We start from the raw sequence: 24,600 nt of genomic DNA, 5'->3' as shown, positions 1-24,600 counted from the left end.
GAAACCTACATAACTCTTTGTTTACCAAGGAGTTTTCCGTTTCGACTGCGCCGGAAGTGGGGCGAATTATAGACTTCCAGAATCTGCCGTCAACCCCTAATTTCAAGCTTATTCGGATTTGAGCGTAATGCGCGCAAATGCCTTCTTGCCAGCCTGACAAACATGGGTAGCGCCCAGCTCGTATATAAAGGTGCGATCTACAACCTCACCATCTATACGCACACCGCCAGAACCCAGAAGGTCCCGCGCCACGGCAGAGTTCTTCACCAGGCCCGCCTTATTAAGCACAGCCGCAATCGGCATCGCCTCGGCAGCAGTCAACTCAACCTCAGGCAGATCGTCAGGCAGTTCGCCATCCTTCATACGGTTACCCGCAGCACGATGAGCACTGGCCGCAGCTTCCTCACCATGGAAGCGCGCAACGATTTCTTCCGCCAGCTTGATTTTTACATCACGAGGATTGGCCCCTGCCTCCACATCAGCACGCAGCGCATTGATCTCTTCCATCGAGCGGAAGCTCAGTAGCTCGAAGTAACGCCACATGAGCACATCCGGAATGGAGACCAGCTTGCCGTACATAACGCCCGGCGCTTCCTGAATGCCTACATAGTTGCCCAAGGACTTGGACATCTTTTTGACACCATCCAACCCCTCCAGCAAAGGCATGGTCAGAATGCATTGAGCTTCTTGCCCATAGGCACGCTGCAACTCACGCCCCATCAGCAGGTTGAATTTCTGATCCGTACCACCCAACTCGACATCAGCGCGCAAGGCCACGGAGTCGTAACCCTGAACCAGCGGATAAAGAAACTCATGGATAGCAATTGGCTGATTGGTGGAGTAACGCTTATCGAAGTCATCGCGCTCAAGCATTCGAGCAACGGTGTATTGGGACGTCAGGCGAATGAAATCCGCCGGCCCCATCTGATCCATCCAGGTGGAGTTGAAAGCCACCTCAGTCTTGGCCGGATCAAGAATCTTGAAGACCTGCGTCTTATAGGTCTCTGCATTATCGAGAACCTGCTCGCGGGTCAGGGCCGGACGCGTGGCACTCTTGCCACTGGGATCGCCGATCATCCCGGTGAAGTCACCTATAAGAAAGATCACCTGATGCCCCAGTTCCTGGAACTGGCGCAGCTTATTAATAAGCACGGTATGGCCCAGGTGCAGATCCGGCGCAGTCGGATCGAAGCCAGCTTTAATACGAAGGGGCTGACCACGCTTGAGCTTTTCGATCAGCTCGGCTTCGACCAACAGTTCTTCCGCACCACGTTTGATCAGCGCTAGCTGCTCTTCAACCGACTTCATAACAGACCCGTAAGGCTCAGATTCAAAAGGGAACCAACCATACAAGATCAGGGAGTAAATACAAGTTTTGCCCTGCGTACGGACACCATTCCACTAGCCCGGCGTTCGCAGGCTTGCGTCACAGACGATTTGGTTATATTTTATACAGTTATTTCATCTTCATCATGTCAGTCATCTTTTCCAATTCATTTTTTCAAAGTCAAAAATTACCTATGATCACTGAACCGTCTAAAGCGCCACCGCTTTACCCGAAGACCCACCTGCTCGCCGCAAGTGGTATCGCCGCCCTTCTAAGCCTGGCACTCCTGGTATTCCCTTCCAGTGACGTAGAAGCCAAACGAACAACCTTGAGTCTCGACTTAGAGAGTCCGATTGAGCAACTGACACAAGATCAGGACGCTTCTGACGCACAACAAGCCACAAATGGCGCTGTTGAGTCGCCATTTGCGCAGATTGAAAACAGCACTGACGACACCAAGGGAACAGCCCAGGCGACTCCGGCTACCGCCCCAGAGGCAGCGAAGGGCCCGGAACACCGCGAAGTGATCGTTGCTAGAGGCGACACGCTGTCAACGCTGTTCGAAAAGGTCGGCCTCCCGGCGTCAACGGTTAATGAAGTGCTGGCCAGCGACAAGCAAGCCAAGCAGTTCACCCAGCTCAAACACGGCCAGAAGCTTGAATTCGAGCTGACTCACGACGGCCAACTGAACAACCTGCACAGCAGCATCAGCGACCTTGAAAGCATCACCCTGACTAAGGGAGCCAAAGGCTTCGCCTTCAATCGTATTACCACCAAACCCGTGGTGCGCTCCGCCTATATCCACGGAGTGATCAATAGTTCGTTGTCACAGTCCGCTGCTCGCGCCGGCCTGTCCCATAGCATGACAATGGACATGGCCAGCGTGTTTGGCTACGACATCGACTTCGCCCAGGATATTCGCAAGGGCGATGAGTTCGACGTGATCTACGAACAAAAGGTCGCCAACGGCAAGGTCGTCGGCACGGGCAACATCCTTTCGGCGCGGTTCACCAACCGCGGCAAGACCTATACCGCCGTGCGCTATACCAATAAACAAGGCAATAGCAGCTACTACACTGCCGACGGCAACAGTATGCGCAAGGCTTTTATCCGCACCCCGGTCGACTTCGCCCGTATTAGCTCGCGCTTCTCCATGGGCCGCAAGCATCCAGTTCTGAACAAAATCCGTGCCCACAAAGGTGTGGACTACGCGGCACCTCGCGGCACACCGATCAAGGCAGCCGGCGACGGCAAGGTGTTGCTGGCTGGTCGTCGCGGTGGCTACGGCAATGCCGTGATCATCCAGCACGGCAATACCTATCGCACGCTTTACGCCCACATGCAGGGCTTTGCCAAAGGCGTCAAGACTGGCGGTAACGTCAAACAAGGCCAGATAATCGGCTACATCGGCACCACTGGCCTGTCTACCGGCCCGCACTTGCATTATGAGTTTCAGGTCAACGGCACACATGTCGACCCACTGGGCCAGAAGCTGCCGATGGCCGATCCAATCGCCAAAGCAGAGCGCTCGCGCTTCCTGCAACAGAGCCAACCACTGATGGCACGCATGGACCAGGAACGGGCCACCATGCTGGCCTCGGCGAAGCGCTGAGCCATGCCGCTCTATATAGGCGTGATGTCCGGGACCAGCCTTGATGGCCTGGACATTGCGCTGATCGAGCAAGGCCCGGCGATCAGGTTGATCGCCACCCACTACATTCCAATGCCTGAATCCCTGCGCACCGAACTGCTTGGCCTTTGCGCCAGCGGCCCGGACGAAATTGCCCGCTCCGCCATTGCCCAACAGAACTGGGTAACGCTCGCGGCCCAAGGCATTCACGCATTACTGGAACAACAGAAACTCACTCCCCAGCACATTCGCGCGATCGGCAGCCACGGGCAGACCATTCGTCATGAACCCGCTCGCGGGTTTACGGTGCAGATCGGCAACCCTGCGCTGCTGACCGAATTGACCGGTATAACTGTCGTCAGTGACTTTCGCAGTCGCGATGTTGCAGCCGGCGGCCAAGGAGCGCCGTTGGTGCCTGCTTTTCATGAGGCGCTCTTCAGCGAGCACAGCGGCAACCGCGCGGTATTGAATGTGGGTGGCTTCAGCAACCTGAGCCTGATCGAGACAGGCAAGCCTGTTTCCGGATTTGACTGCGGCCCTGGCAATGTCTTGCTTGATGCCTGGATTCATCTGCAGCGAGGTGAGAACTTTGACCGCAACGGCCAATGGGCTGCCAGCGGAAACATTGAGCCTCTGCTGCTCAAGGCTTTACTGAGCGACCCATTCTTCCTGACACAAGGCCCGAAAAGTACCGGCCGCGAAGTGTTCAACCTTGGCTGGCTGGAACACCATCTCCGTCGACTACCCGAGTTCGCCGCTGAGGACGTTCAAGCCACACTGCTTGAACTGACCGCGCAGACCATCGTCGAGTCGCTGCGAGCCGCCCAACCCCGGACCGAAACCCTGCTGGTGTGCGGCGGCGGCGCCCACAACTGCGCACTGATGAGCCGCTTGCGCGCGCGACTACCCGATACACACGTCAGCAGCACCGCCACTTGCGGTGTAGATCCTGACTGGGTCGAAGCCATGGCCTTCGCCTGGCTGGCCCACTGTAGTCTTGAAGGCATCGCCGCCAACCGCCCAAGCGTCACAGGCGCCCGAGGGCTGCGAGTACTCGGCGCGATCTACCCTGCCTGAACCCCAGACAGCAAAACGCCGCTTGGCTCCATCAGAACCAAGCGGCGTTTTGCCCAATCCGCTAGCGATCAGATCGAGAACGAAGACCCACAACCACAAGTCGTGGTCGCATTCGGGTTCTTGATCACGAAACGTGAGCCTTCCAGACCTTCCTGGTAATCCACCTCGGCGCCTGCCAAGTACTGGAAGCTCATAGGGTCGACGACCAGGCTTACGCCCTCGCGCTCGACGATGGTGTCGTCATCGGCCACATCTTCATCGAAAGTGAAACCGTACTGAAACCCTGAACAACCGCCGCCCGTAACAAATACGCGCAGCTTCAAGCGATCATTACCCTCTTCATCGACCAGGCTCTTCACCTTGTGCGCAGCACCGTGGGTGAATTGCAAAGCCGTGGGGGTGAAGGATTCAACGCTCATGCTGATTATCTCCCGGCGTAGCGCCGCCATATGCGTGATGGCGGCCATTATCCGCTTCTCCTAGAAAAACGGTCAACTATTATGGGGGCCGCGGCAAGCTTCAAGCCATTAGCTCCAAGCTTGCGGCTTACAACTTGAAGCTTGCAGCTGCCTTAAGGCAGCATACCCGCGTGGGATAAGCCCAGCTTCTCATCCAGGCCAAACAGAATGTTCATGTTCTGCACCGCCTGCCCCGACGCGCCTTTGACCAGGTTATCAATGACTGACAGGACCACTACCAAATCACCATCCTGCGGGCGATGTACCGCGATACGACAAACGTTGGCTCCACGTACGCTGCGTGTTTCCGGATGGCTGCCCGCGGGCATCACATCGACGAACGGCTCGTTCGCGTAGCGCTTTTCAAACAGTGCTTGCAGGTCTACCGAGCGATCCACAACGGTCGCGTACAACGTGGAGTGAATCCCACGAATCATCGGAGTCAAATGCGGGACGAAAGTCAGAGCGACGTCCTTGCCAGCAGCACGACGCAAGCCTTGGCGAATTTCCGGTAAATGGCGATGCCCTTTGACCGCGTAGGCCTTCATGCTCTCCGACGTTTCAGAGTACAGCGAACCTACCGCAGCGCCACGACCAGCACCGCTGACGCCCGACTTGCAGTCAGCAATCAACCGCGAGACATCTGCCAAACCTGCTTCCAACAACGGCAGGAAGCCCAACTGCGTAGCGGTCGGATAGCAACCCGGCACAGCAATCAGACGCGCCTGCTTGATCTGCTCGCGATTGACTTCCGGCAGCCCATAAACGGCCTCTTCAAGCAGCTCTGGAGCACCGTGAGGCTGCCCGTACCACTTGGCCCACTCATCGGCATCCTGCAGACGGAAGTCCGCAGACAGATCGATAACCTTGGTGCCAGCGGCCAGCAACTCACCCGCCAGGGCATGGGCAACCCCATGGGGCGTGGCGAAAAACACCACATCGCAGGCGCCCAGGGCCTTGATGTCCGGAACACTGAACGCCAGACCGTCGTAGTGGCCTCGCAGGTTCGGGTACATATCGGCAACGGCCAGGCCGGCCTCGGATCGAGAAGTGATAACCACCACCTCAGCTTGCGGATGCTGAGCCAACAGACGCAGCAATTCGACACCGGTGTAACCCGTGCCGCCGACGATACCGACCTTGACCATAAACCTGCCCTCAACGAACCCACTGGAAAGCCGTCGATAATAGGGGCCGTATCGTTCTGCGACAACCGCCAAGGTGACGTACGCACGCTCTAACCTCTACTATCTCCAGTTACCGTGAACCTGGGAATAACTAAAAATGCTTTATCTATGGATCAAAGTCTTTCATATCGTCAGCATCGTCTGCTGGTTTGCCGGGCTGTTTTATCTACCCCGCCTGTTTGTCTACCACGCACAAAGCGAAGACACCGTCAGCAAGGAACGCTTCTGTGTCATGGAGCGCAAGCTGTACAAAGGCATCATGCTGCCGGCGATGATCGCCACGCTGGTATTCGGCATCTGGCTGATCAGCCTCAACCCCAGCGTATTCAGCCAAGGCGGCTGGATGCATGCCAAGCTGACCTTGGTAGTGATCTTGATCGGCTACCACCATATGTGCGGCGCACAGGTGAAACGTTTCGCCCGTGGCGAAAACACCCGCAGCCATGTCTTTTATCGCTGGTTCAATGAAGTGCCAGTTCTGATATTGCTGGCTATTGTAATTTTAGTCGTCGTAAAGCCGTTCTAACTTCTAATCAGCCGCACTTAATCCGGGGTACCTCCAATGTCGCTGCCCGCTTTGCTTGAACAACGTCTGCGCCTGCCCGTGGTGGCTGCGCCGATGTTCCTGATTTCCAACCCGCAACTGGTATTGGCCTGCTGTCGTAACGGTGTAGTCGGGAGCTTCCCGGCGCTCAACCAACGGGAAAGCAGCGGCTTCAAGGCCTGGCTGGAAGAAATCGAAGCAGGCTTGGCGCTGTTGGAAAACCCGGCGCCCTATGCAGTCAATCTGATCGTGCACAACAGCAACCCGCGCCTTGAAGCCGACTTGGCGATTTGCGTCGAGCACAAGGTGCCGATCATCATCACCAGCCTGGGCGCGGTGAAAGAGTTGGTGGACGCCGTGCATAGCTACGGCGGCCTGGTATTCCATGATGTCACCACCCGGCGCCACGCGGAAAAAGCCGCAGAGGCCGGTGTTGATGGCCTTATCGCCGTCGCGGCCGGCGCCGGTGGCCATGCCGGCACCTGGAGCCCCTTCTCGCTGATTGCCGAAATACGCCAATTTTTCGATAAAACCTTGTTGCTGGCCGGTTGCCTGAACCACGGGCACGAGATCCTCGCTGCGCAGTTGCTCGGTGCAGACCTGGCCTATTTCGGCACCCGATTTATCGGCACCACCGAAAGCCATGCCCCGGATGCTTATAAAGAGATGCTGCTCACATCGCGCGCTGCCGACATCGTGCACACTCCTGCCGTCTCGGGCGTGCCGGCGAGCTTTATGCGCCAAAGCCTGGAAAACGCCGGCTTCGACCTCGCCGCGCTACAAGGCAAGGGCGAAGTCAATTTCGGCTCAAAACTCAAGCCATTGAGTGACGAGGCCAAGGCCTGGAAGACCGTATGGTCCGCCGGCCAGGGCGTCGGTGAGATTGATGATCTACCCAGCGTCGATGAACTCATTGCCCGCCTGGATGCCGAATACCGCAAGGCGCTTGAGCACGCAGCACAACTACCAAAACGTTGGCCGCGCTGATCTAGCGGCAGTGTATCGCCTGCTGATTGAGGCAGGCGCTTCACACCCCCGCAACACCCACCTCATTCAAGTGACAAGGATGCCCGCATGAGCGACAACCGTTTCAAGATCGTGTTTGATGGCGCACTGTTGACGGGTGTCGAAGTCACCACAGCCAAGCTGAACCTCGCCGACCTGTTCAAAAGTGATGTCGAAGCCATCGAGAAGCTGTTTACCGGACGCCTTGTTACCCTCAAGCGCGACCTTACTCAAGCTGACGCCCAAACCTACCTTGAAGCACTGACCAAGACTGGCATTGATGCACGCATCGAAGCCGAACAACCGATAGCCTTCAGCCTGGCCGAGACTCACGAGACCGACTCCAGCAGCTCAACCAACTACAGCCGCCCAGCCGCATCACCTTACGCGCCGCCACGAGCCGCCGTAGGTGAAAACCTGCCAGAGTTCGCCACCCTAAAAGTCTTTACCGTCAATGGACGTATTGGCCGGTTGCGCTTCCTGGCCTGGACCCTGGTGCTGACGCTGGCGATGCTCGCCGTGACCGGCGTGGCCTTAACCATAGGTTTGGGTATCGCTGCGGCGTCTTCGACAGCGGCTATCGTCATTGGCACCCTGGTGGGGATCGCTTTTGGTGTCGCGTTTATCTGGGTCAGCGTGCAGATTACCGTGCAGCGCTTGCATGACCTGGGCTGGTCCGGCTGGCTGTGGTTCCTCAACCTGGTTCCCTTCGTGGGCAGTGTTTTCCCTATTCTACTAATGGTGTTGCCGGGCAATACCGGCGCCAACCAATATGGCGCACCGCCACAGCCCAACAGTACTTCGGTCAAAGTGCTCTCTGTTCTATGGCTGGCGCTGATTCCGTTGATCTTCGTCGCACTGTTGATACCCGGCCTGAGCGGCATGCTGGATGAATTTGAAGGCACCGTGGATAGCACCTACGAAAGCAGCTCCATGGCCACGGATGAAGACGCCGATCAAAGCGTCATCGTTGAGCAAGACGATGTGCAGAGTGCTGACGACGCAGCCGAACCTGTAGACTCTCCTGAAGAATGAAGAAACGCCCGACGCCTGTGATGCCTTTGTCTCAGGCTAGGCGGCGTTGCGATGGAGAAACGCATGACCCGTTACGCTCTGATCACCGGTGCCTCCAGCGGCATCGGCCTGGCCTTGGCCGAAGCATTGGCCCGCCGTGGCCGCAGCTTGATTCTGGTGGCCCGCCAGCGTGATCAGTTGGAAAGTATCGCAATCGAGTTGACTCAACGCTTTGGCGTCGAAGTGCTGTTCCGTGCCTGCGACCTTGGCGAGCCCTTGCGCCTGTCCGGGTTTCTGCTGGAGCTTGAAGAAGGCGAGCGACAGATCGATTTGCTGGTCAACTGCGCCGGCATCGGCACGTGTGGCCCGTTCCTGGCCCAGGACTGGATGACCGAACAAGATCTGTTGGAGGTCAATATCCTGGCCCTGACCCGACTCTGCCATGCCTTGGGCAACTCAATGGCCCTGCAGGGTGGCGGACAAATCCTCAACGTCGCCTCAGTCGCCGCGTTCCAACCCGGCCCGTGGATGAGCAGCTACTACGCCAGCAAAGCCTATGTGTTGCACTTTTCCGAAGGCCTGCGGGAAGAACTGAAGACCTGCGCAGTAAAAGTCTCGGTGCTCTGCCCCGGCCCCACGCGAACCGCGTTTTTCCGTACCGCGCAACTGGATACCGTCAAATTGGACAACAGCCAACAGCTAATGAGTCCGGAAGAGGTCGCGCTGTATACCGTACGCGCACTCGAAAAAAACAAAGCCATCATCATCCCCGGTCGTCAGAATCGCTGGCGGGCATTCAGCCCTCGCTTGAGCCCACGCTGGCTGACTCGCAAAATCGCCGGTGCCATCAATAAGGCCTACTGCCCGCGCTGACCGCAATCGACACACGCAAAGGGCTGGGCGCATGCAGATCGCCTGAGTACACTCAGCCTGCACTTTCACTACGGAGAAACAGCTGTGGATACTCTGTTCACCAAGATCATCAACAGAGAAATACCCGCGAATATCATCTACGAGGATGACCAGGTCCTGGCCTTCCACGACATCGCTCCAGCGGCACCGGTGCATTTTCTCGTAATTCCGAAAAAACCGATCCGCACCCTTAACGACCTCACCGAGGAAGATAAGGCACTGGCCGGACATATTTTGTTCACCGCCCAGCGCTTGGCCGTGGAGCTGGGCTGCGAAGACGGTTTCCGCGTGGTGATGAACTGTAACCCGATGGGTGGGCAAACCGTTTACCACATCCATATGCATGTACTGGGTCAGCGTCAGATGAATTGGCCGCCGGGCTGAGTGACCGCTCGTCCGAGTCGCAGCCGCTGGCTGCGACCTTACAGCTTTGACCCAACGCAAACGCTTCCCCCCTCTATTTGCGGTAAACTGGCCGCCGAGATTCTTCCCGGAGGTCAGCATGACTACCCAACGTCACTACTCGCCGATTGACCGTCTGTTGCTGCAAGCCGATACGGCAATGCGCACGTTGTTGCCGTTCAGCGGCCAACCGTACCGCCCCTCGCCCGCCATCGTGCAACCCGAAGCGCAAATGAGCGAGACCGACACTCGCCATGTCGCGGGCCTGATGCGCATCAACCATACCGGCGAAGTCTGTGCCCAGGCGCTGTACCAGGGCCAGGCCCTGACCGCCAAGCTGCCGCAAATACGCGCCGCCATGGAGCATGCTGCCGAGGAAGAAATCGACCACCTAGCCTGGTGCGAGCAACGTATTCGCCAACTGGGTAGCCACCCGAGCGTGTTGAACCCGCTGTTTTATGGTTTGTCGTTTGGCATCGGCGCCGTTGCCGGGCTGATCAGCGACAAGGTTAGCCTCGGTTTTGTGGCGGCCACTGAGCATCAGGTCTGCAAGCACCTCAATGAGCACCTCGAGCAACTGCCACCCGAAGACGAGAAGTCCCGGGCGATTCTTGAGCAGATGCGTATTGACGAAGAACACCATGCCGAAAGTGCGCTGGATGCTGGAGGCTTCCGTTTTCCGGCACCGGTGAAGTTCGGTATGAGCCTGCTGGCCAAGGTAATGACCAAGAGTACTTACCGCATCTGATAATTCGCGTCTAAACAATGCAGAAAGGGCGCTTTTTAAGCGCCCTTCTTTTTGCCAGGTTGAAATAGGTGTAACCCTATTTCAGGACTAAACACCAATCTATCGATCAGCCCAGCTCAATGATCTCGTAATCATGAGTAATGGCCACACCAGCCGCACCCAGCATGATCGAGGCCGAGCAATACTTTTCAGCCGACAGCTCAATGGCACGCTTGACCTGGGCTTCTTTCAGCGCCCGGCCCTTGACCACGAAGTGCATATGGATCTTGGTAAACACCTTGGGGTCTTCGGTGGCGCGCTCCGCCTCAAGAAAAGCCTCACAGCTTTCCACCGCCTGGCGGGACTTCTTCAGGATGCTGACCACATCGAAATTGCTGCAACCGCCGACACCCAACAAGAGCATTTCCATAGGCCGTACGCCCAGGTTGCGACCGCCAGCTTCGGGAGGGCCGTCCATGACCACGACATGGCCACTGCCCGACTCACCGAGGAACATCGCTTCGCCCGCCCATTGGATGCGTGCCTTCATCGCCCAGACTCCACTGCTAAAAAAGGGTCGCCAGCTTAGCACAGGGCCTTGGAGCGGCAGTGTTTCCCATGAAAACGATCAACTGCAGGGTTTGATAGTTAAATTCCCTAATCGAGTCAGAATGTGTCTGTTAAGCTGGCGCCAAATCAATGGCGCATTGCCATCCAATGGATGTTTGCACAGCCATTGATAGCGCTCGATAAAAAATACAAGTCCGACCACACCGTGCAGTCTTTTCGGGATACAACCATGGTTGCTATTACTCCCACACCCAAAATCAAGAACCTCGACAAACTGTTGATGCATTGTCAGCGTCGGCGCTATCCGGCCAAGCACAACATCATCTGTGCAGGGGAGCGCTCGGAAACGCTGTTCTTCATCATCAAAGGCTCTGTCACCATCCTGATCGAGGATGACGATGGCCGTGAAATGATCATCGCCTACCTTAATATCGGTGATTTCTTTGGTGAACTGGGGCTGTTTGAACAAGCAGGAAAAGAACAGGAGCGCAGCGCCTGGGTGCGGGCCAAGATCGAGTGCGAAGTAGCAGAGATCAGCTATACGAAATTTCGCGAATTGGCCCAGCAAGATCCGGACATCCTGTACGCCCTGAGTGGCCAGATCGCCCAGCGCTTGCGTGATACGACCCGTAAGGTCGGTGACCTGGCATTCTTTGATGTCACGGGTAGAGTGGCGCGCTGCTTATTGGAACTGTGCAAACAACCTGACGCGATGACCCACCCAGACGGCATGCAAATCAAAGTCACTCGGCAGGAGATCGGACGTATCGTCGGTTGTTCACGGGAGATGGTCGGTCGGGTGCTCAAGGATCTGGAAGAGCGCAACCTGGTTCATGTCAAAGGCAAGACCATGGTGGTGTTCGGTACCCGCTAAACCGGCAGGAACTGACCGAGCATTTTCCGGTACAACGCGTCGAGCCGACTAATTGCATCGGGGGCGGGGAAAGCTTCGTGCAAGGCAATATGGCTTTCGGCGCGCACACGCTGCTCCAACCCACAGGCTTCGTTGAAGCGGTTGACCGCCGCGATCAACGCATCGCGGTCGTTATCCAACAGCAACGCGCCATGCACCAAGCCTACCGGACGACCACCGCTTTGCCGCCAGCGCTGTGCGGTGCCGACCATTTTGCGGCCGTCGAGATTGACATTGTAGCGCCCGTCGCAAAAAGCCCCGTCGATTTCACCCACCGATGCATCGCCACCCAACTCGATGAGCAGGTCGCAGATAGGCTGGCACAAGCGTTGATACCCGGTTTCGATTCGGCCTTGGTCACCTTCGCTGCGAGGCGGAGCGTAGACCAGTGCAATATTGACGGTGGCCGCCGATTGCGGCACCGGTTCACCGCCTGTCTCGCGCAGCAAGACAGGCCAACCGTGGGCCGCCGAGACTTGGCTGGCGACTTCAAATGCGGGGAGTCGACTCAGCCGACGAGGCATGACCAACGCTTGGTCATTGGGCTGCCAAAACAGCAGCCCAAAGGACTGCTCGCCCGCGCAAACGGCGGCCAGCAAATCCTGTTCAGCCGCAAGGCCCGCCTCGACCGTCATTGCAATGGGCTTGATCATCATCAATCCAGCGTCGAGCCGCTGATTGCCACACCACGTTCAGGAAAGAACAAACGCTGCAGTTCAGCTCCCGGATTTTCGGCACGCATGAAGGTTTCGCCCACCAGGAACGAATACACGCCGCTGATTTCCATCAATTCAACATCTGCTCGGTTGACGATGCCACTCTCGGTGATCACCAGGCGATCGCGAGGAATGCGCGGCAGCAGGTCGAGGGTGTTTTCCAGACTGACTTCGAATGTGTGCAGGTTGCGATTGTTAACCCCCACCAGCGGTGTATCGAGGGTTTTCAGCGCACGCTCCAGTTCGTCACCGTCGTGAACTTCCACCAGTACATCCAGGCCTACGCTTTTGGCCACGGCGGCCAGCTCTGCCATCTTCACGTCATCCAATGCGGAGACGATCAACAGCACGCAATCGGCGCCCAGCGCGCGGGCTTCAATGATTTGATACGGGTCGACCATGAAGTCCTTGCGGATCACCGGTAGCGTGCAGGCTGCCCGCGCTTGCTGGAGGTAAAGATCACAGCCCTGGAAATAGTCGATATCGGTCAACACGGAGAGGCATGTCGCACCGCCCTTTTCGTAACTCTTGGCGATGTCTTCAGGAATGAAGATCTCGCGAATCACCCCTTTGCTCGGCGAAGCCTTTTTGATTTCAGCAATGACGGCCGGCTGCCTGGCCTTGGCCTGCTTGATCAGGGCATCGGCGAAGCCGCGTGGTGCATCGGCGCTTTTCGCCAAGCCTTCCAGCTCGGCCAGGCTGATACGGGCACGGCGCTCGGCCACCTCTTCTGCCTTGCGAGCCAGGATATTTTCCAGAACGGTCGGAACACTCATCCTTCATTCTCCATCTTGAACACGGCCGTGAATGCCCCCAGTTCTTCGAGCTTCTCGCGAGCCAGGCCCGTGTGCAAAGCATCATGAGCCAAGGCGACGCCTTCCTTAAGACTATAGGCGTGGTCGGCCGCGTAAAGTGCCGCGCCGGCATTCAGGATGATCATTTCCGCAGCCTTCTGGCCATTTTCGGTTTTTCGGCGGCCCAAGGCATCGCGAATCAACTCAAGGGAGGCGGCCGGGCTTTCCACCGCCAGGCCGTGCAAGCTCTGGCTCTTCATGCCCAAGTCTTCAGGTTCGACCCAATATTCGGTGACCTGATCATTCTTCAGCTCTGCCACAAAGGTCGGCGCCGCCAGGCTAAATTCGTCCAGGCCATCCTTGGAGTGCACCACCAGCACATGTTTGCTGCCCATGCGTTGCAAGACTTCGACCAGTGGCCGGCACAGCGCCTGACTGAACACACCAACCACCTGATGTTTCACGCCAGCCGGATTCGTAAGCGGGCCGAGCATGTTGAACAGGGTGCGCAAGCCGAGGTCCTTGCGCGGACCGGCAGCGTACTTCATCGCCCCATGATGGGACTGAGCGAACATGAAGCCAATGCCGACATTATCGATGCAGCGCGCCACTTGCACCGGCGTCAGGTTCAGGTAGATCCCTGCGGCTTCCAGCAAATCGGCGCTGCCGCTTTTGCCTGATACGGCGCGGTTACCGTGCTTGGCCACGGTGCAGCCGGCAGCCGCCACGACAAAAGAAGCAGCTGTCGACACATTGAAAATATTCGCTCCGTCGCCACCGGTGCCGACCACGTCGACCACGCCGTCGAGGGTTTTGAGTTCGACCTTGTCCGCCAACTCACGCATGACCGAGACGGCGCCGACGATTTCGTCGATGCTCTCGCTCTTCATGCGCATGGCCATCATAAAGGCGCCGATCTGCGCATCGGTGCATTGACCGGTCATGATTTCGCGCATGACATCGCTCATCTCGGCAGTGCTCAGGTCCAGATGGCCGACGATACGGCTCAGGGCAGTCTTGATATCCATGAAAAGTCCTTAGCGCGTGCCGCCGCGTTGCTTGAGAAAGTTGGCGAACAGCTCATAGCCCTGCTCGGTCAGAATCGATTCAGGGTGAAATTGCACCCCTTCGACATTCAATGTCTTGTGACGCAGGCCCATGATCTCGTCGACCGAGCCGTCTTCCAACTGAGTCCAGGCGGTCAGTTCAAGGCATTCCGGCAGGGTCTCGCGCTTGACCACCAACGAGTGGTAGCGAGTAACCGTCACCGGCAGCTTCAAGCCGTGAAATACACCTTGGTCATTATGGAACACCGGGCTGGTCTTGCCATGCATCACATGGCGGGCGCGAACCACGTCGCCGCCGAATGCCTGGCCGATGGACTGATGGCCCAGGCACACACCGAGAATCGGTAATTTTCCGGCAAAAAACTTGATAGCTTCCAGGGATATCCCTGCTTCGGTCGGGGTACACGGACCTGGGGAAACCACGATGCGCTCAGGATTCAGCGCGGCGATTTCGGCCACGGTCAGTTCGTCGTTGCGCACCACCTTGACCTCGGCGCCGAGCTCGCCGAGGTATTGCACAACGTTGTAAGTAAAGGAGTCGTAGTTATCGATCATCAGCAACATGGGGGAAACCTCTTGAATTCTTAGCCCTGCGGGGTCTGTTCAGCCAACGCCACTGCGCGGAACATCGCCCGGCGCTTGTTCAAGGTTTCTTCCCACTCAAGGGCTGGTACCGAGTCGGCAACAATGCCGCCACCCGCCTGCACATGCAGCTCCCCGTCCTTGATCACCGCAGTGCGGATCGCAATGGCGGTGTCCATGTTGCCGTTCCAGGCGAAGTAGCCCACCGCGCCGCCATAGACACCGCGCTTGACTGGCTCCAGCTCATCGATGATTTCCATCGCGCGAATCTTTGGTGCGCCGGACAAAGTGCCGGCCGGCAGAATCGCTCGCAAGGCGTCCATCGCCGTCAGCCCGGACTTCAGCTCGCCAGTAACGTTGGAGACAATGTGCATCACGTTGGAATAACGCTCGATGACCATCTTCTCAGTGAGTTTCACCGAACCGATTTCCGAGACTCGCCCAGTGTCGTTACGCCCCAGGTCGATCAGCATCAAGTGCTCGGCAATTTCCTTGTCGTCGGACAGCAGGTCTTGCTCCAGCGCCAGGTCCGCCTCTTCGGTCGCACCGCGAGGACGGGTACCGGCAATCGGGCGCACGGTGATCAGATTGTCTTCGACACGCACCAGCACTTCCGGCGAACTGCCCACGACATGGAAGTCACCAAAGTTGAAGAAGTACATGTACGGCGTCGGGTTGAAGCAGCGCAGCGCCCGATAGAGATCAATGGGTGCGGCCTTGAAGTCGATGGACATTCGCTGCGACGGCACCACTTGCATGCAGTCGCCGGCGAGGATGTATTCCTTGATGGTATCGACTGCGCGCTCGTAGTCATCCTGAGTAAAGCTGGAGCGGAACACCGGGTCGGCGGCCGGCGGACGGCTTAGGTCCAGGCCGCGACGCGGGGTGATCGGCTGGCGCAGTTTTTCCAGCAAGGCTTCCAGGCTGGCCTGGCCTTGCTCGAACGCGCCATCCTGGGAGGGATCGGCCAGCACAATCGCGTGCATCTTGCCGGCAAGGTTGTCGAAAACGACTACCGCGTCGGAGACCATCAACAGAATGTCCGGCACGCCCAGCGGGTCAGGATTCGGGCATTTGCCCAGGCGTTTTTCCACGTAGCGCACGCAGTCGTAGCCGAAGTAGCCCACTAGGCCGCCGTTGAAGCGCGGCAGGCCGGCAATGGTCGGTACGTTATAGCGGGCCTTGAAGACTTCGACGAAGGTCAGCGGGTCTTCCACATCATGGCTTTCGATCTCGACGCCATCACAGGTGATGCTGACGTGATGGTCGTGAACCCGCAGTACCGTGCGGCACGGTAGACCAATGATCGAATAACGCCCCCACTTCTCGCCGCCCTGCACCGATTCCAGCAAATAGGAATTGGGCTCGTCGGCCAGTTTCAGGTAGATCGACAGCGGGGTGTCGAAGTCGGCCAGGGTTTCGCAGGCCAGGGGGATACGGTTGTAGCCGGCAGCGGCCAAACGCAGGAATTCTTCGCGGATCATGAGGTGCCTCGTGGCATGAGGGTCTAACGGTCAGGTGTGCAAACGTGCCGCAGCGCGGCCAGGATCAGTCAGGCGCGCCAACGCCAGCGGGCCAGAGCCTTGATGACTTTCATCCAGAGTTTGCGAGTGACCACCACGATGGGATTTCCAGAAGGGGATGGAACAGCGTCGGCCAACGTTATCTCAGCGCCAGCTCCCAAGCAACCCGGGATTAGCAGTCGCAGGTCGTCAATCACCAGCGTTGGTGACTCTTCGGCGATCGGCCGGCCGTGGTTATAGCCGTAACTCAAGGCCACGCACTGGACCCCTGCCGCTTTCGCCGCCAACACATCGCTGCGCGAATCGCCGACAAACAACGACTGGGAGGCCGGGATATTGGCCATTTTCATCACGAAGAACAGCGCCGCCGGGTCGGGTTTCTTCTGCGGCAGGGTATCGCCACCGATGATCCAGCGAAAATAGCGACCGATCTTCATCTGGTCCAACAACGGCGCGACAAAGCGCTCCGGCTTGTTGGTAATCAACGCCATTTCCACGCCCTGCTTGTGCAGCCACTTGAGGGTGTCACGCACGCCGGGATAGACCACGGTCAGTTCGTAGCCGTCTTCATAAGCGGCGTTGAACAGTTGCAAGGCATGCTCGGCCTCGACGTCATCCACACCTTGCGCGTCGATATGGTTGGCCAGGGCCCGGCGTACCAACATCTGCACGCCGTTGCCGACCCACTCCCGCACCGAGTCGATACCGGCCGGCGCACGTCCGAGCTTGAGCAGCATGTTATCCACGGCAGCCGCCAAGTCCGGGACCGAGTCGACCAACGTCCCGTCCAGATCGAACATCACCAACCGCGGCAGCGTGCCGGGGAACAACTGCTCAAAGCCGCTCATGGACGCGCCAGCGCCAGTTCTGCGCGCATTTTAGCGATCACTTCCTGATAGTCCGGCGCGTTGAAAATCGCCGAGCCTGCGACAAAGGTATCGGCACCGGCAACAGCGATTTCGCGGATATTGTTGACGTTGACGCCACCGTCGATTTCCAGACGGATATCACGACCTGAGGCATCGATCAGCGCGCGGGCTTCGCGCAGCTTGTCGAGGGTGCCGGGAATGAACTTCTGCCCGCCAAAGCCTGGGTTGACGCTCATCAGCAGGATCATGTCGACCTTGTCCATCACGTACTTGAGCACGTCCAGCGGCGTCGCCGGGTTGAACACCAGGCCGGCCTTGCAGCCGCCTTCGCGGATCAGTTGCAGGGAGCGGTCGACGTGCAGCGTAGCTTCCGGATGGAAGGTGATGTAGGTCGCGCCGGCGTCGATGAAGTCACCGATAATGCGGTCCACTGGGCTGACCATCAAGTGCGCATCAATAGGCGCGGTTACGCCGTACTTGCGCAGGGCGGCGCAGACCATCGGACCAATGGTCAGGTTCGGCACATAGTGGTTATCCATGACATCGAAGTGAACGAAGTCGGCACCGGCGGCCAGCACGTTGTCCACTTCCTCGCCCAGGCGGGCGAAGTCGGCGGAAAGAATCGATGGAGCAATAACGAAGGGCTGCATGACGCACCTTTTTGAGCTAAATCACGATGGCGCGCATTGTATACCGCATGCTTTGTTGCGCGCACCGTGACCTGACTCAATGGCTAGTACGCAGCGCGGTAGATTTTCTCTATATCCGCGGCGCTGAGCTTGCGCGGATTGTTGCGCATCAGTCGCTCTATGCCCGCAGCCTCCACAGCCATGGCCGGGATAGCCTCTTCGGGAACACCGAAACTGCGTAAACCTGACGGGATCTCCACGGCGGCGCACAGCCGTGTCATGGCGTCGACGGCCTGGTCGGCGGCATCGTTGACACTCAACCCCGTGACATTCACCCCCATGGCCTGGGCGATATCCCGCATGCGTTCGACGCAGGCCACCTTGTTCCAGTGCATGACATAGGGCAGCAACAAGGCATTGCTGACCCCATGGGAGATATTGAAGCGCCCGCCCAACGGATACGCCAGGGCATGCACCGCGCCCACACCGGCATTACCGAAGGCCATGCCGGCCATCAGGCTAGCGGTGGCCATGTCATCACGGGCTTGGAGATTGGCCGGGTTGGCGTAGGCCTTGGGCAAGGCATTGACGATCAATTTGATCGCGCCAATGGCTAGGGCATCGGTGATCTGCGAGGCATTCAGCGACAGGTAGGACTCGATGGCATGCACCAGCGCATCGACGCCACTGGCGGCGGTGACGCTGCGCGGGCAGGTCAAGGTCATCTGCGGGCTGATCAGCGCTACGTCCGGCAACAGGAAATCGCTGACGATACCTTTTTTCAATTGGGCGACCTTGTCCGACAGAATCGCCACATTGGTCACCTCCGAACCGGTGCCGGCGGTGGTGGGAATCGCGATCAGCGGCGGGCCCTTGCGGGGCACCTGGTCGACACCGAACAGATCCTCCAGGGCGCCATGATAGCCAGCATAGGCGGCGACGCTCTTGGCGATGTCGATGGCACTGCCGCCGCCCACGCCAATCAAGCCGTCATGCCCGCCTTCGCGGTAGACCTGCATGCAGTCTTCGACGATGGCAATTTCCGGGTCGGGCATCACGCGGTCGAAAATTTCGTAGGGCCGATCACCCAAATGCGCCAACGCCAACTGCACGGTGCCGGACTTGACCAGTGCCGCGTCGGTGACGATCAGCGGGTTGTCGACATCCAGTCTTGTCAGCTCGGCGGCCAACTGTTCGATGGCACCTGGTCCGGTGAGCAGTTTGTGGGCGATCTTGAATGAGGAGGTACTCATGTGCGCGGCCTCTTAGAAGTGGGGGCTGGCACAAGGATAGCTCGGGATTGAGGGTTGTCTGCCATTCAGGGGCTGAATGGCAGGTTTAGCCTTCAGACTTGTGCGGTACGCAGCTTTTCACTGCGCCCGCGCAACCACTCCAGGGTCAGCAACAGCACAACCGAGAATGCAATCAGCAAGGTCGCCGCAGCGGCGATGGTCGGGCTGAGGTTTTCACGGATACCACTGAACATCTGCCGGGGCAAAGTTGCCTGTTCGGGACCTGCGAGGAACAGTGTCACCACCACTTCATCGAACGAAGTGGCGAAGGCAAACAGCGCACCGGAGATCACCCCAGGAGCAATCAGCGGCAAGGTCACCCGCCGAAATGCCGTCACCGGCGAAGCTCCCAGACTGGCTGCCGCACGCACCAGATTATGGTTGAAGCCTTGCAAGGTCGCCGACACGGTAATGATCACAAATGGCACGCCCAACACCGCATGCACCACGATCAGCGAAAAGAAGCTGTTGCCCAGGCCCAACGGCGCAAAGAACAGGTAGCTGGCCACACCGATAATCACCACCGGCACCACCATCGGTGAAATCACCAACGCCATCACCAGCGCCTTGCCGGGGAAATGGCCACGGGTCAGGCCAATCGCCGCCAGGGTGCCGAAGACCATGGCCAGCAAGGTCGCCGCCGGGGCGACGATGATGCTGTTCTTTAACGCACGCATCCATTCCGCCGAGGCGAAAAAGTCCTCGTACCAGTGCAGCGAGAACCCTTGCAGCGGGTACACCAGGAAACTCCCGGAATTGAACGACAGCGGAATGATCACCAGCACCGGCAAAATCAGGAACAACAGGATCAGGCCGCAGAGAATCCGCAAGCTGTAGAACCAGACCCGCTCAACGGGTGACATGTAAGGGCTCAGCATCTCAAGGTCTCCTCAGCTCAGGCGCAGGCGGCTGGCGCCCACCAGCCAGTTGTAGATCAAGTACAGCACCACGGTGGCCAGCAGCAACAATCCGCCCAATGCCGTGGCCATGCCCCAGTTAATGCTGGTGTTGGTGTAGAAAGCCACAAAGTAGCTGACCATCTGGTCGTTCGGGCTGCCCAGCAACGCCGGGGTGATGTAGTAACCAATTGCCAGAATGAACACCAACAGGCAGCCCGCACCGACGCCCGCGTAGGTCTGCGGAAAGTACACCCGCCAGAAGCTGGCAAACGGATGACAGCCCAGGGAAATCGCCGCGCGCATATAGGTCGGCGAAATCCCCTTCATCACGCTGTAGATCGGCAAAATCATGAACGGCAGCAGGATATGCACCATGGAGATGTAGACCCCCAGCCGGTTGAATACCAACTCCAGGGGCTTGTCGATGATGCCCATGCTCATCAGCGCGCCATTGATCAGCCCACCCGATTGCAACAGCACAATCCACGCCGCCACTCGCACCAGCACCGACGTCCAGAACGGCAGCAGCACCAGGATCATCAGCAGGTTGCTTTGCCGAGCCGGCAAGTTGGCCAACAGGTAGGCCAGGGGATAGGCCAGCACTAGGCAAAACACGGTAATCACCAGGCCCATCCAGAAGGTCCGGGCGAAGATGTCGAGGTAAATCGCCTGGTCCGGTGTGGCCGGGGCGACTTCGCCGAGGTCGTCAATACGGTGATCGACGGCCGCCAGCAGGTAGTAAGGCGTTAAGCTGCTGGTATTGCGGCGGATCGCCTGCCAGTACGCCGGGTCGCCCCAACGCTCGTCGAGGTTTTCCAGCGCTTCTTTATAAGAGGCAGGCACTTGGGTAAACGGCAGCGCCCGCGCGGTTTTGGTCAGCAGACTGCGGTAGCCGGCCAATTCCATGTTCAGACGTTTGGACAAATCGCCCAGGGTCTGGTTTTTCCGGGCTTCGCCCAGGTCCTCGGTGAGGGCCTGATACACAGGCTCGCCGGGCAAGCCACGCCCGTCCCACGCGGTCACCGCAACAACGGTGCGCGGCAGGCCGCCCACCACTTCCGGGTTGCCAACGCTTTTGTAGAGCAGCGCGACGATCGGCACCAGGAACACCAGCAACAAAAACAGCACCAGCGGCGCAATCAAGGCTTGGGCCTTCCAGCGGTTAAGCCGCTCGGCACGCGCCAGGCGCTGCTTCAAGGTGGGGGTGGAGACCTCGTTCGAGGGAACGGCGATGGCCATGGCAAACTCCGGATCTTAAAGATGGACTGCCCCCTGTAGGAGCGAGCTTGCTCGCGAAGAACGTGAAGGCGGCGCGTTTAACCTGGCAGCACGCGTTATCGTTAACGTCCATCGCGAGCAAGCTCGCTCCTACAGGGGCAAGCGGTGTAGCTTGGTTACTTGGCCGCCCAGGAATTGAAGCGCTGCTCCAGTTGCTCACCGTTATCCGCCCAGAAGCTGACGTCGATCTGCACCTGGTTGGCGATGTTTTCCGGGGTGGTCGGCATATCCTTGAGCACATCTTTAGCCAGCAGCGGTACCGCCAGAGTGTTGGCCGGACCGTAGGCGATGTTTTCCGAATAGGTTTTCTGCTGCTGTGGCGCGACCGAGAAGGCGATGAATTTCTTCGCTGCTTCAGCACGATCCTTAGCCAGGCCTTTTGGAATCGCCCAAGCGTCGAAGTCGTAGATGCCGCCGTTCCACACCACTTTCAGATTGCTTTCTTTCTGCACGGCGGCGATCCGACCGTTGTAGGCCGAGCTCATGACCACATCGCCCGAGGCCAGGTACTGCGGCGGTTGTGCGCCGGCTTCCCACCACTGGATCGACGGTTTGAGTTCGTCGAGCTTCTTGAATGCCCGGTCCTGACCGTCTTTGCCGGCCAGCACTTTGTAAACGTCTTTAGGCGCTACGCCGTCCGCCATCAAAGCGAACTCCAGGGTGTACTTGGCACCCTTGCGCAAGCCACGCTTGCCGGGGAATTTCTTGGTGTCCCAGAAATCCACCCAACCGGTAGGAGCGGTTTTCAGCTTGTCGGCGTTGTACGCCATGACCGTCGACCACACGAAGAAACCTACGCCGCACGGCTGAATCGCACCCTTGACGAAATCTTCAGCCTTGCCAAACAGCGCCGGATCCAGCGGTTCGAACATGTCTTCGTCACAGCCACGGGACAGCTCCGGCGACTCGACTTCCACCAGGTCCCAGGACACGCTCTTGGTGTCGACCATAGCTTTGACCTTGGCCATTTCACCGTTGTATTCACCGGCGATGATCTTACCGTTGCCCGCGCTTTCCCACGGAGCGTAGAAGGCCTTGACCTGCGCCGCCTTGTTCGCGCCGCCGAAGGACACGACCGTCAGGTCCGTGCCTGCCATGGCCTGTGTCGCGCCTATCAAGCCAAGGGCCAGAGCACTGAATTTAAGGGATTTCAACATTGTTGTTCTCTCCACGTGCAGGGTTGGGTGAAGCCAAGGGGGCGATCAATTCGCCTCTAGAAGTGGGTCGAGTGCGCGAACGTGCTCGACTTGCCAGCCAATCGGTACCACGTCGCCGACCGTCAACGCCGTGTCCAGCTCGGCGATCGGTTGTTTCACAAAAAAATCGCTCTTGCCGCAGACTTCCAGGCGCACCCGCACGTGGTCGCCCAAGTAGATGAATTCCGCCACACGCCCGGAAAAGCGGTTGACGCAGCTTTCGCTGGAGCCATTGAGGTTTACCCGCTCCGGGCGCACCGACAGGGTCACCGGGCCGCCGATCTGGCCGACATTCACCGCCAGCGCCTCGACCTTCTCGCCCCGCGCCAGCTCGACTACGCATCGGTCGCCGCTGTGGCTATGCAAGCGGCCATTAAGACGGTTGTTCTCGCCAATGAAGTTGGCGACGAAGGTGTTTTTCGGCTCTTCATACAAGGTGCGCGGAGCAGCGACCTGCTGGATCTCACCCTGGTGGAACACCGCCACACGGTCGGACATGGTCAGCGCTTCGCCCTGATCGTGGGTCACGTAGACCACAGTCACGCCGAGGCGCTGGTGCAGGTGTTTGATCTCCATCTGCATGTGTTCGCGCAGTTGCTTGTCGAGGGCACCGAGGGGCTCATCCATCAACACCAACTGCGGTTCAAATACCAGCGCCCGGGCCAGGGCTACCCGCTGCTGCTGGCCGCCGGAGAGTTGCGCCGGGTAGCGCTGGGCGAAGGCATCGAGCTGGACCATGCTCAATACGCGCTTTACCCGCTCGCTGATATCGGTCTTACTCAAGCCCCGGACCGACAGCGGAAACGCCAGGTTTTCGGAGACCGTCATGTGGGGGAACAAGGCGTAGTTCTGGAACACCATGCCGATGTCACGCTTGTGTGGCGGCACGTTATTGATAGAGCGCCCGGCCAGCTGAATTTCGCCCGCGGTCGGCGTTTCGAAACCGGCGAGCATCATCAGGCTGGTGGTCTTGCCCGAACCGGACGGCCCGAGCAGGGTGAGGAATTCGCCCTTGCGAATCTCCAGGTTGAGGTCTTTGACGATCAGGTTCTCGCCATCGTAGCTCTTCTGTACGCCACGAAAGCTGACCAGCACATCATTTGAATCCACCTCGCTCATACCCACACCTTTTCGTTTTGGACTGCCGTGAAACAAGCGTAGTCCAGGCGCAAGCCCCCGAAAATCGGGGTGCAGGAGAGATTGGTATCAGCATCTTGGAAGGTTCGGGGTAGGGATCGCCCTACACGGATGGCGGGCACTGGACAGTGCAGTCATGAGCATCAAGCTGCAAGCCTTAAGAATGGGCTTGGCGACGTTTTTCGGGGTGTCGCAAATAGATATGACTCTATAGAAGCTTGTGCTCCATCGCGTACTTCACCAGTTCTGCCAGGGAGGTGATGTTGAGTTTCTGCATCAACCGCGCCTTGTGGGTACTGATAGTCTTGCTGCTCAAGGCCAGTTGCTGGGCGATGTCGTTGACGTTGGCGCCCTGAGCCAGGCGCTCGAACACCGAGAACTCCCGCTCCGACAGCAGCGAATGCAAGGGCCGGGCGTCGGTGAGGCCGACTTCGAAGACCATGCGGTCCGCCAGGTCCGGGTCGATGTAACGCCCGCCGGCCGCCACTTTGCGGATCGCCGTCAGCAGCAGCGCCGGGTCACTGTCCTTGGTGGCATAACCGGCGGCACCCACCTTCAGCGCACGAGCGGCCATTTGCGCTTCGTCGTGCATGGACAGCACCAGGATGGCGGGAGGATTGTTCAGGGCGCGTATCCGCGGGATGGCTTCCAGGCCGTTGACGCCGGGCATAGAGATGTCCAACAGCACTACCTCGCACGGCACGTGGCGCAAGGTTTCCAGCAGTTGCTCACCATTACTCGCCTCGCCTACCACCAGCAGGTCCTTGGCCAAGCCGATCAATTGCTTGATGCCTTCACGAACAATGGCGTGGTCTTCGGCTACCAGTACGCGGATCACGGGGTTTTCCTCTT

Annotated in this window: 26 protein-coding genes; 9 read left to right on the top strand and 17 right to left on the bottom strand. The window is 58.5% G+C overall.

Annotated features, from left to right (window positions below; genetic code table 11):
* Positions 1-108: 108 nt before the first annotated feature.
* Positions 109-1,308, bottom strand: a complete 1,200-nt coding sequence (tyrS, locus tag ACZRKZ_RS25820) for a tyrosine--tRNA ligase (RefSeq protein ID WP_463983120.1) — start codon at positions 1,306-1,308, stop codon at positions 109-111.
* Positions 1,309-1,520: 212 nt separating this feature from the next.
* Here tyrS and ACZRKZ_RS25815 point away from each other — a divergent pair, with 212 nt between their 5' ends.
* Both ACZRKZ_RS25815 and ACZRKZ_RS25810 read left to right on the top strand, forming a co-directional pair.
* Complete coding sequence (locus tag ACZRKZ_RS25815) at positions 1,521-2,939, top strand: peptidoglycan DD-metalloendopeptidase family protein (protein ID WP_463983119.1); 1,419 nt, start codon at positions 1,521-1,523, stop codon at positions 2,937-2,939.
* A gap of 3 nt (positions 2,940-2,942) precedes the next feature.
* On the top strand, positions 2,943-4,034 hold the full coding sequence (locus ACZRKZ_RS25810; protein WP_463983118.1) for an anhydro-N-acetylmuramic acid kinase: 1,092 nt from the start codon (positions 2,943-2,945) through the stop codon (positions 4,032-4,034).
* A 68-nt stretch (positions 4,035-4,102) separates the two neighbouring features.
* Here ACZRKZ_RS25810 and erpA read toward each other — a convergent pair whose 3' ends face one another.
* Positions 4,103-4,453 (bottom strand): iron-sulfur cluster insertion protein ErpA, encoded by a 351-nt coding sequence (gene erpA / locus ACZRKZ_RS25805; protein WP_003176443.1) that lies wholly within the window; start codon positions 4,451-4,453, stop codon positions 4,103-4,105.
* A gap of 152 nt (positions 4,454-4,605) precedes the next feature.
* Positions 4,606-5,640, bottom strand: coding sequence for an N-acetyl-gamma-glutamyl-phosphate reductase (gene argC / locus ACZRKZ_RS25800; protein WP_463983117.1), 1,035 nt, complete (start codon positions 5,638-5,640; stop codon positions 4,606-4,608).
* A gap of 136 nt (positions 5,641-5,776) precedes the next feature.
* Here argC and hemJ point away from each other — a divergent pair, with 136 nt between their 5' ends.
* The 6 genes from hemJ to coq7 all read left to right on the top strand — a co-directional run bounded on the left by hemJ (position 5,777) and on the right by coq7 (position 10,304).
* Positions 5,777-6,205: a protoporphyrinogen oxidase HemJ gene (gene hemJ / locus ACZRKZ_RS25795; protein WP_463967914.1), complete on the top strand. Its 429-nt coding sequence runs from the start codon at positions 5,777-5,779 to the stop codon at positions 6,203-6,205.
* 36 nt (positions 6,206-6,241) lie between these two features.
* Positions 6,242-7,210 (top strand): NAD(P)H-dependent flavin oxidoreductase, encoded by a 969-nt coding sequence (locus ACZRKZ_RS25790; RefSeq protein ID WP_463967913.1) that lies wholly within the window; start codon positions 6,242-6,244, stop codon positions 7,208-7,210.
* Between the two features lie 87 nt (positions 7,211-7,297).
* Positions 7,298-8,263, top strand: a complete 966-nt coding sequence (locus tag ACZRKZ_RS25785) for a DUF805 domain-containing protein (RefSeq protein WP_463983116.1) — start codon at positions 7,298-7,300, stop codon at positions 8,261-8,263.
* Positions 8,264-8,326: 63 nt separating this feature from the next.
* Positions 8,327-9,115, top strand: a complete 789-nt coding sequence (locus tag ACZRKZ_RS25780) for an SDR family NAD(P)-dependent oxidoreductase (RefSeq protein WP_463983115.1) — start codon at positions 8,327-8,329, stop codon at positions 9,113-9,115.
* Positions 9,116-9,199: 84 nt separating this feature from the next.
* Positions 9,200-9,538 (top strand): histidine triad nucleotide-binding protein, encoded by a 339-nt coding sequence (locus ACZRKZ_RS25775; protein WP_463983114.1) that lies wholly within the window; start codon positions 9,200-9,202, stop codon positions 9,536-9,538.
* 118 nt (positions 9,539-9,656) lie between these two features.
* Positions 9,657-10,304 carry a 2-polyprenyl-3-methyl-6-methoxy-1,4-benzoquinone monooxygenase gene (gene coq7, locus ACZRKZ_RS25770; RefSeq protein ID WP_463983113.1) on the top strand — a complete coding sequence of 216 codons (648 nt, stop codon included), beginning with the start codon at positions 9,657-9,659 and terminating at the stop codon, positions 10,302-10,304.
* A gap of 106 nt (positions 10,305-10,410) precedes the next feature.
* Here the strand turns inward: coq7 and ACZRKZ_RS25765 are convergent, their stop codons facing one another.
* Positions 10,411-10,833 (bottom strand): OsmC family protein, encoded by a 423-nt coding sequence (locus ACZRKZ_RS25765; protein ID WP_005792019.1) that lies wholly within the window; start codon positions 10,831-10,833, stop codon positions 10,411-10,413.
* A gap of 249 nt (positions 10,834-11,082) precedes the next feature.
* Between ACZRKZ_RS25765 and crp the strand changes: the two genes are divergently transcribed.
* The gene (gene crp, locus ACZRKZ_RS25760) at positions 11,083-11,727 is read left to right on the top strand and encodes a cAMP-activated global transcriptional regulator CRP (RefSeq protein ID WP_149414408.1); all 645 of its coding nucleotides are present in this window, start codon (positions 11,083-11,085) and stop codon (positions 11,725-11,727) included.
* On the opposite strand, the gene ACZRKZ_RS25755 is transcribed toward crp, so the two are convergent.
* From ACZRKZ_RS25755 to ACZRKZ_RS25695, 13 genes are all read right to left on the bottom strand, one after another.
* The gene (locus ACZRKZ_RS25755; RefSeq protein WP_463967909.1) at positions 11,724-12,419 is read right to left on the bottom strand and encodes a lipoate--protein ligase family protein; all 696 of its coding nucleotides are present in this window, start codon (positions 12,417-12,419) and stop codon (positions 11,724-11,726) included. The genes crp and ACZRKZ_RS25755 overlap by 4 nt on opposite strands.
* 2 nt (positions 12,420-12,421) lie before the next feature.
* Positions 12,422-13,258, bottom strand: coding sequence for an indole-3-glycerol phosphate synthase TrpC (gene trpC, locus ACZRKZ_RS25750; RefSeq protein WP_463983112.1), 837 nt, complete (start codon positions 13,256-13,258; stop codon positions 12,422-12,424).
* The gene (trpD, locus tag ACZRKZ_RS25745) at positions 13,255-14,304 is read right to left on the bottom strand and encodes an anthranilate phosphoribosyltransferase (protein ID WP_463967907.1); all 1,050 of its coding nucleotides are present in this window, start codon (positions 14,302-14,304) and stop codon (positions 13,255-13,257) included. Before trpD ends, trpC begins: the two co-directional genes overlap by 4 nt.
* Positions 14,305-14,313: 9 nt before the next feature.
* A complete protein-coding gene (locus ACZRKZ_RS25740; protein WP_463983111.1) occupies positions 14,314-14,907 on the bottom strand; it encodes an aminodeoxychorismate/anthranilate synthase component II in 594 nt (197 codons plus the stop codon).
* Positions 14,908-14,927: 20 nt separating this feature from the next.
* Positions 14,928-16,409, bottom strand: coding sequence for an anthranilate synthase component I (trpE, locus tag ACZRKZ_RS25735; RefSeq protein ID WP_463983110.1), 1,482 nt, complete (start codon positions 16,407-16,409; stop codon positions 14,928-14,930).
* A 68-nt stretch (positions 16,410-16,477) separates the two neighbouring features.
* Complete coding sequence (locus ACZRKZ_RS25730) at positions 16,478-17,296, bottom strand: phosphoglycolate phosphatase (RefSeq protein WP_463967904.1); 819 nt, start codon at positions 17,294-17,296, stop codon at positions 16,478-16,480.
* Positions 17,293-17,967 carry a ribulose-phosphate 3-epimerase gene (gene rpe / locus ACZRKZ_RS25725; RefSeq protein WP_463967903.1) on the bottom strand — a complete coding sequence of 225 codons (675 nt, stop codon included), beginning with the start codon at positions 17,965-17,967 and terminating at the stop codon, positions 17,293-17,295. The genes ACZRKZ_RS25730 and rpe overlap by 4 nt, the downstream gene beginning before the upstream one ends.
* A gap of 83 nt (positions 17,968-18,050) precedes the next feature.
* Positions 18,051-19,199, bottom strand: coding sequence for an iron-containing alcohol dehydrogenase (locus ACZRKZ_RS25720; RefSeq protein ID WP_463983109.1), 1,149 nt, complete (start codon positions 19,197-19,199; stop codon positions 18,051-18,053).
* Positions 19,200-19,291: 92 nt separating this feature from the next.
* Complete coding sequence (locus ACZRKZ_RS25715) at positions 19,292-20,116, bottom strand: ABC transporter permease (RefSeq protein WP_463983108.1); 825 nt, start codon at positions 20,114-20,116, stop codon at positions 19,292-19,294.
* 12 nt (positions 20,117-20,128) lie between these two features.
* Positions 20,129-21,376 carry an ABC transporter permease gene (locus tag ACZRKZ_RS25710; protein ID WP_463983107.1) on the bottom strand — a complete coding sequence of 416 codons (1,248 nt, stop codon included), beginning with the start codon at positions 21,374-21,376 and terminating at the stop codon, positions 20,129-20,131.
* 155 nt (positions 21,377-21,531) lie between these two features.
* Complete coding sequence (locus tag ACZRKZ_RS25705) at positions 21,532-22,572, bottom strand: ABC transporter substrate-binding protein (protein ID WP_350614387.1); 1,041 nt, start codon at positions 22,570-22,572, stop codon at positions 21,532-21,534.
* A 45-nt stretch (positions 22,573-22,617) separates the two neighbouring features.
* A complete protein-coding gene (locus ACZRKZ_RS25700; protein WP_463983106.1) occupies positions 22,618-23,730 on the bottom strand; it encodes an ABC transporter ATP-binding protein in 1,113 nt (370 codons plus the stop codon).
* A 226-nt stretch (positions 23,731-23,956) separates the two neighbouring features.
* The gene (locus ACZRKZ_RS25695) at positions 23,957-24,586 is read right to left on the bottom strand and encodes a response regulator (protein ID WP_133102265.1); all 630 of its coding nucleotides are present in this window, start codon (positions 24,584-24,586) and stop codon (positions 23,957-23,959) included.
* Between the last annotated feature and the right edge of the window lie 14 nt (positions 24,587-24,600).

The sequence above is a fragment of the Pseudomonas sp. c313 genome (assembly GCF_055407145.1).
Note: the sequence above shows the minus strand (reverse complement) of the source record. Positions and strands in the feature narration are given on the sequence as shown.

Bases quoted from the DNA above. Each gene is read 5' to 3' on its own strand.
- ACZRKZ_RS25730 (WP_463967904.1), bottom strand. From the start codon at position 17,296: ATGAGCGGCTTTGAGCAGTTGTTCCCCGGCACGCTGCCGCGGTTGGTG.
- ACZRKZ_RS25790 (WP_463967913.1), top strand. From the start codon at position 6,242: ATGTCGCTGCCCGCTTTGCTTGAACAACGTCTGCGCCTGCCCGTGGTG.
- ACZRKZ_RS25720 (WP_463983109.1), bottom strand. From the start codon at position 19,199: ATGAGTACCTCCTCATTCAAGATCGCCCACAAACTGCTCACCGGACCA.
- ACZRKZ_RS25810 (WP_463983118.1), top strand. From the start codon at position 2,943: ATGCCGCTCTATATAGGCGTGATGTCCGGGACCAGCCTTGATGGCCTG.
- crp (WP_149414408.1), top strand. From the start codon at position 11,083: ATGGTTGCTATTACTCCCACACCCAAAATCAAGAACCTCGACAAACTG.
- argC (WP_463983117.1), bottom strand. From the start codon at position 5,640: ATGGTCAAGGTCGGTATCGTCGGCGGCACGGGTTACACCGGTGTCGAA.
- erpA (WP_003176443.1), bottom strand. From the start codon at position 4,453: ATGAGCGTTGAATCCTTCACCCCCACGGCTTTGCAATTCACCCACGGT.
- rpe (WP_463967903.1), bottom strand. From the start codon at position 17,967: ATGCAGCCCTTCGTTATTGCTCCATCGATTCTTTCCGCCGACTTCGCC.
- trpD (WP_463967907.1), bottom strand. From the start codon at position 14,304: ATGGATATCAAGACTGCCCTGAGCCGTATCGTCGGCCATCTGGACCTG.
- ACZRKZ_RS25710 (WP_463983107.1), bottom strand. From the start codon at position 21,376: ATGGCCATCGCCGTTCCCTCGAACGAGGTCTCCACCCCCACCTTGAAG.
- coq7 (WP_463983113.1), top strand. From the start codon at position 9,657: ATGACTACCCAACGTCACTACTCGCCGATTGACCGTCTGTTGCTGCAA.
- ACZRKZ_RS25785 (WP_463983116.1), top strand. From the start codon at position 7,298: ATGAGCGACAACCGTTTCAAGATCGTGTTTGATGGCGCACTGTTGACG.
- ACZRKZ_RS25780 (WP_463983115.1), top strand. From the start codon at position 8,327: ATGACCCGTTACGCTCTGATCACCGGTGCCTCCAGCGGCATCGGCCTG.
- trpC (WP_463983112.1), bottom strand. From the start codon at position 13,258: ATGAGTGTTCCGACCGTTCTGGAAAATATCCTGGCTCGCAAGGCAGAA.
- ACZRKZ_RS25755 (WP_463967909.1), bottom strand. From the start codon at position 12,419: ATGATCAAGCCCATTGCAATGACGGTCGAGGCGGGCCTTGCGGCTGAA.
- ACZRKZ_RS25715 (WP_463983108.1), bottom strand. From the start codon at position 20,116: ATGCTGAGCCCTTACATGTCACCCGTTGAGCGGGTCTGGTTCTACAGC.
- ACZRKZ_RS25700 (WP_463983106.1), bottom strand. From the start codon at position 23,730: ATGAGCGAGGTGGATTCAAATGATGTGCTGGTCAGCTTTCGTGGCGTA.
- ACZRKZ_RS25705 (WP_350614387.1), bottom strand. From the start codon at position 22,572: ATGTTGAAATCCCTTAAATTCAGTGCTCTGGCCCTTGGCTTGATAGGC.
- hemJ (WP_463967914.1), top strand. From the start codon at position 5,777: ATGCTTTATCTATGGATCAAAGTCTTTCATATCGTCAGCATCGTCTGC.
- tyrS (WP_463983120.1), bottom strand. From the start codon at position 1,308: ATGAAGTCGGTTGAAGAGCAGCTAGCGCTGATCAAACGTGGTGCGGAA.
- ACZRKZ_RS25815 (WP_463983119.1), top strand. From the start codon at position 1,521: ATGATCACTGAACCGTCTAAAGCGCCACCGCTTTACCCGAAGACCCAC.
- ACZRKZ_RS25740 (WP_463983111.1), bottom strand. From the start codon at position 14,907: ATGTTGCTGATGATCGATAACTACGACTCCTTTACTTACAACGTTGTG.
- trpE (WP_463983110.1), bottom strand. From the start codon at position 16,409: ATGATCCGCGAAGAATTCCTGCGTTTGGCCGCTGCCGGCTACAACCGT.
- ACZRKZ_RS25765 (WP_005792019.1), bottom strand. From the start codon at position 10,833: ATGAAGGCACGCATCCAATGGGCGGGCGAAGCGATGTTCCTCGGTGAG.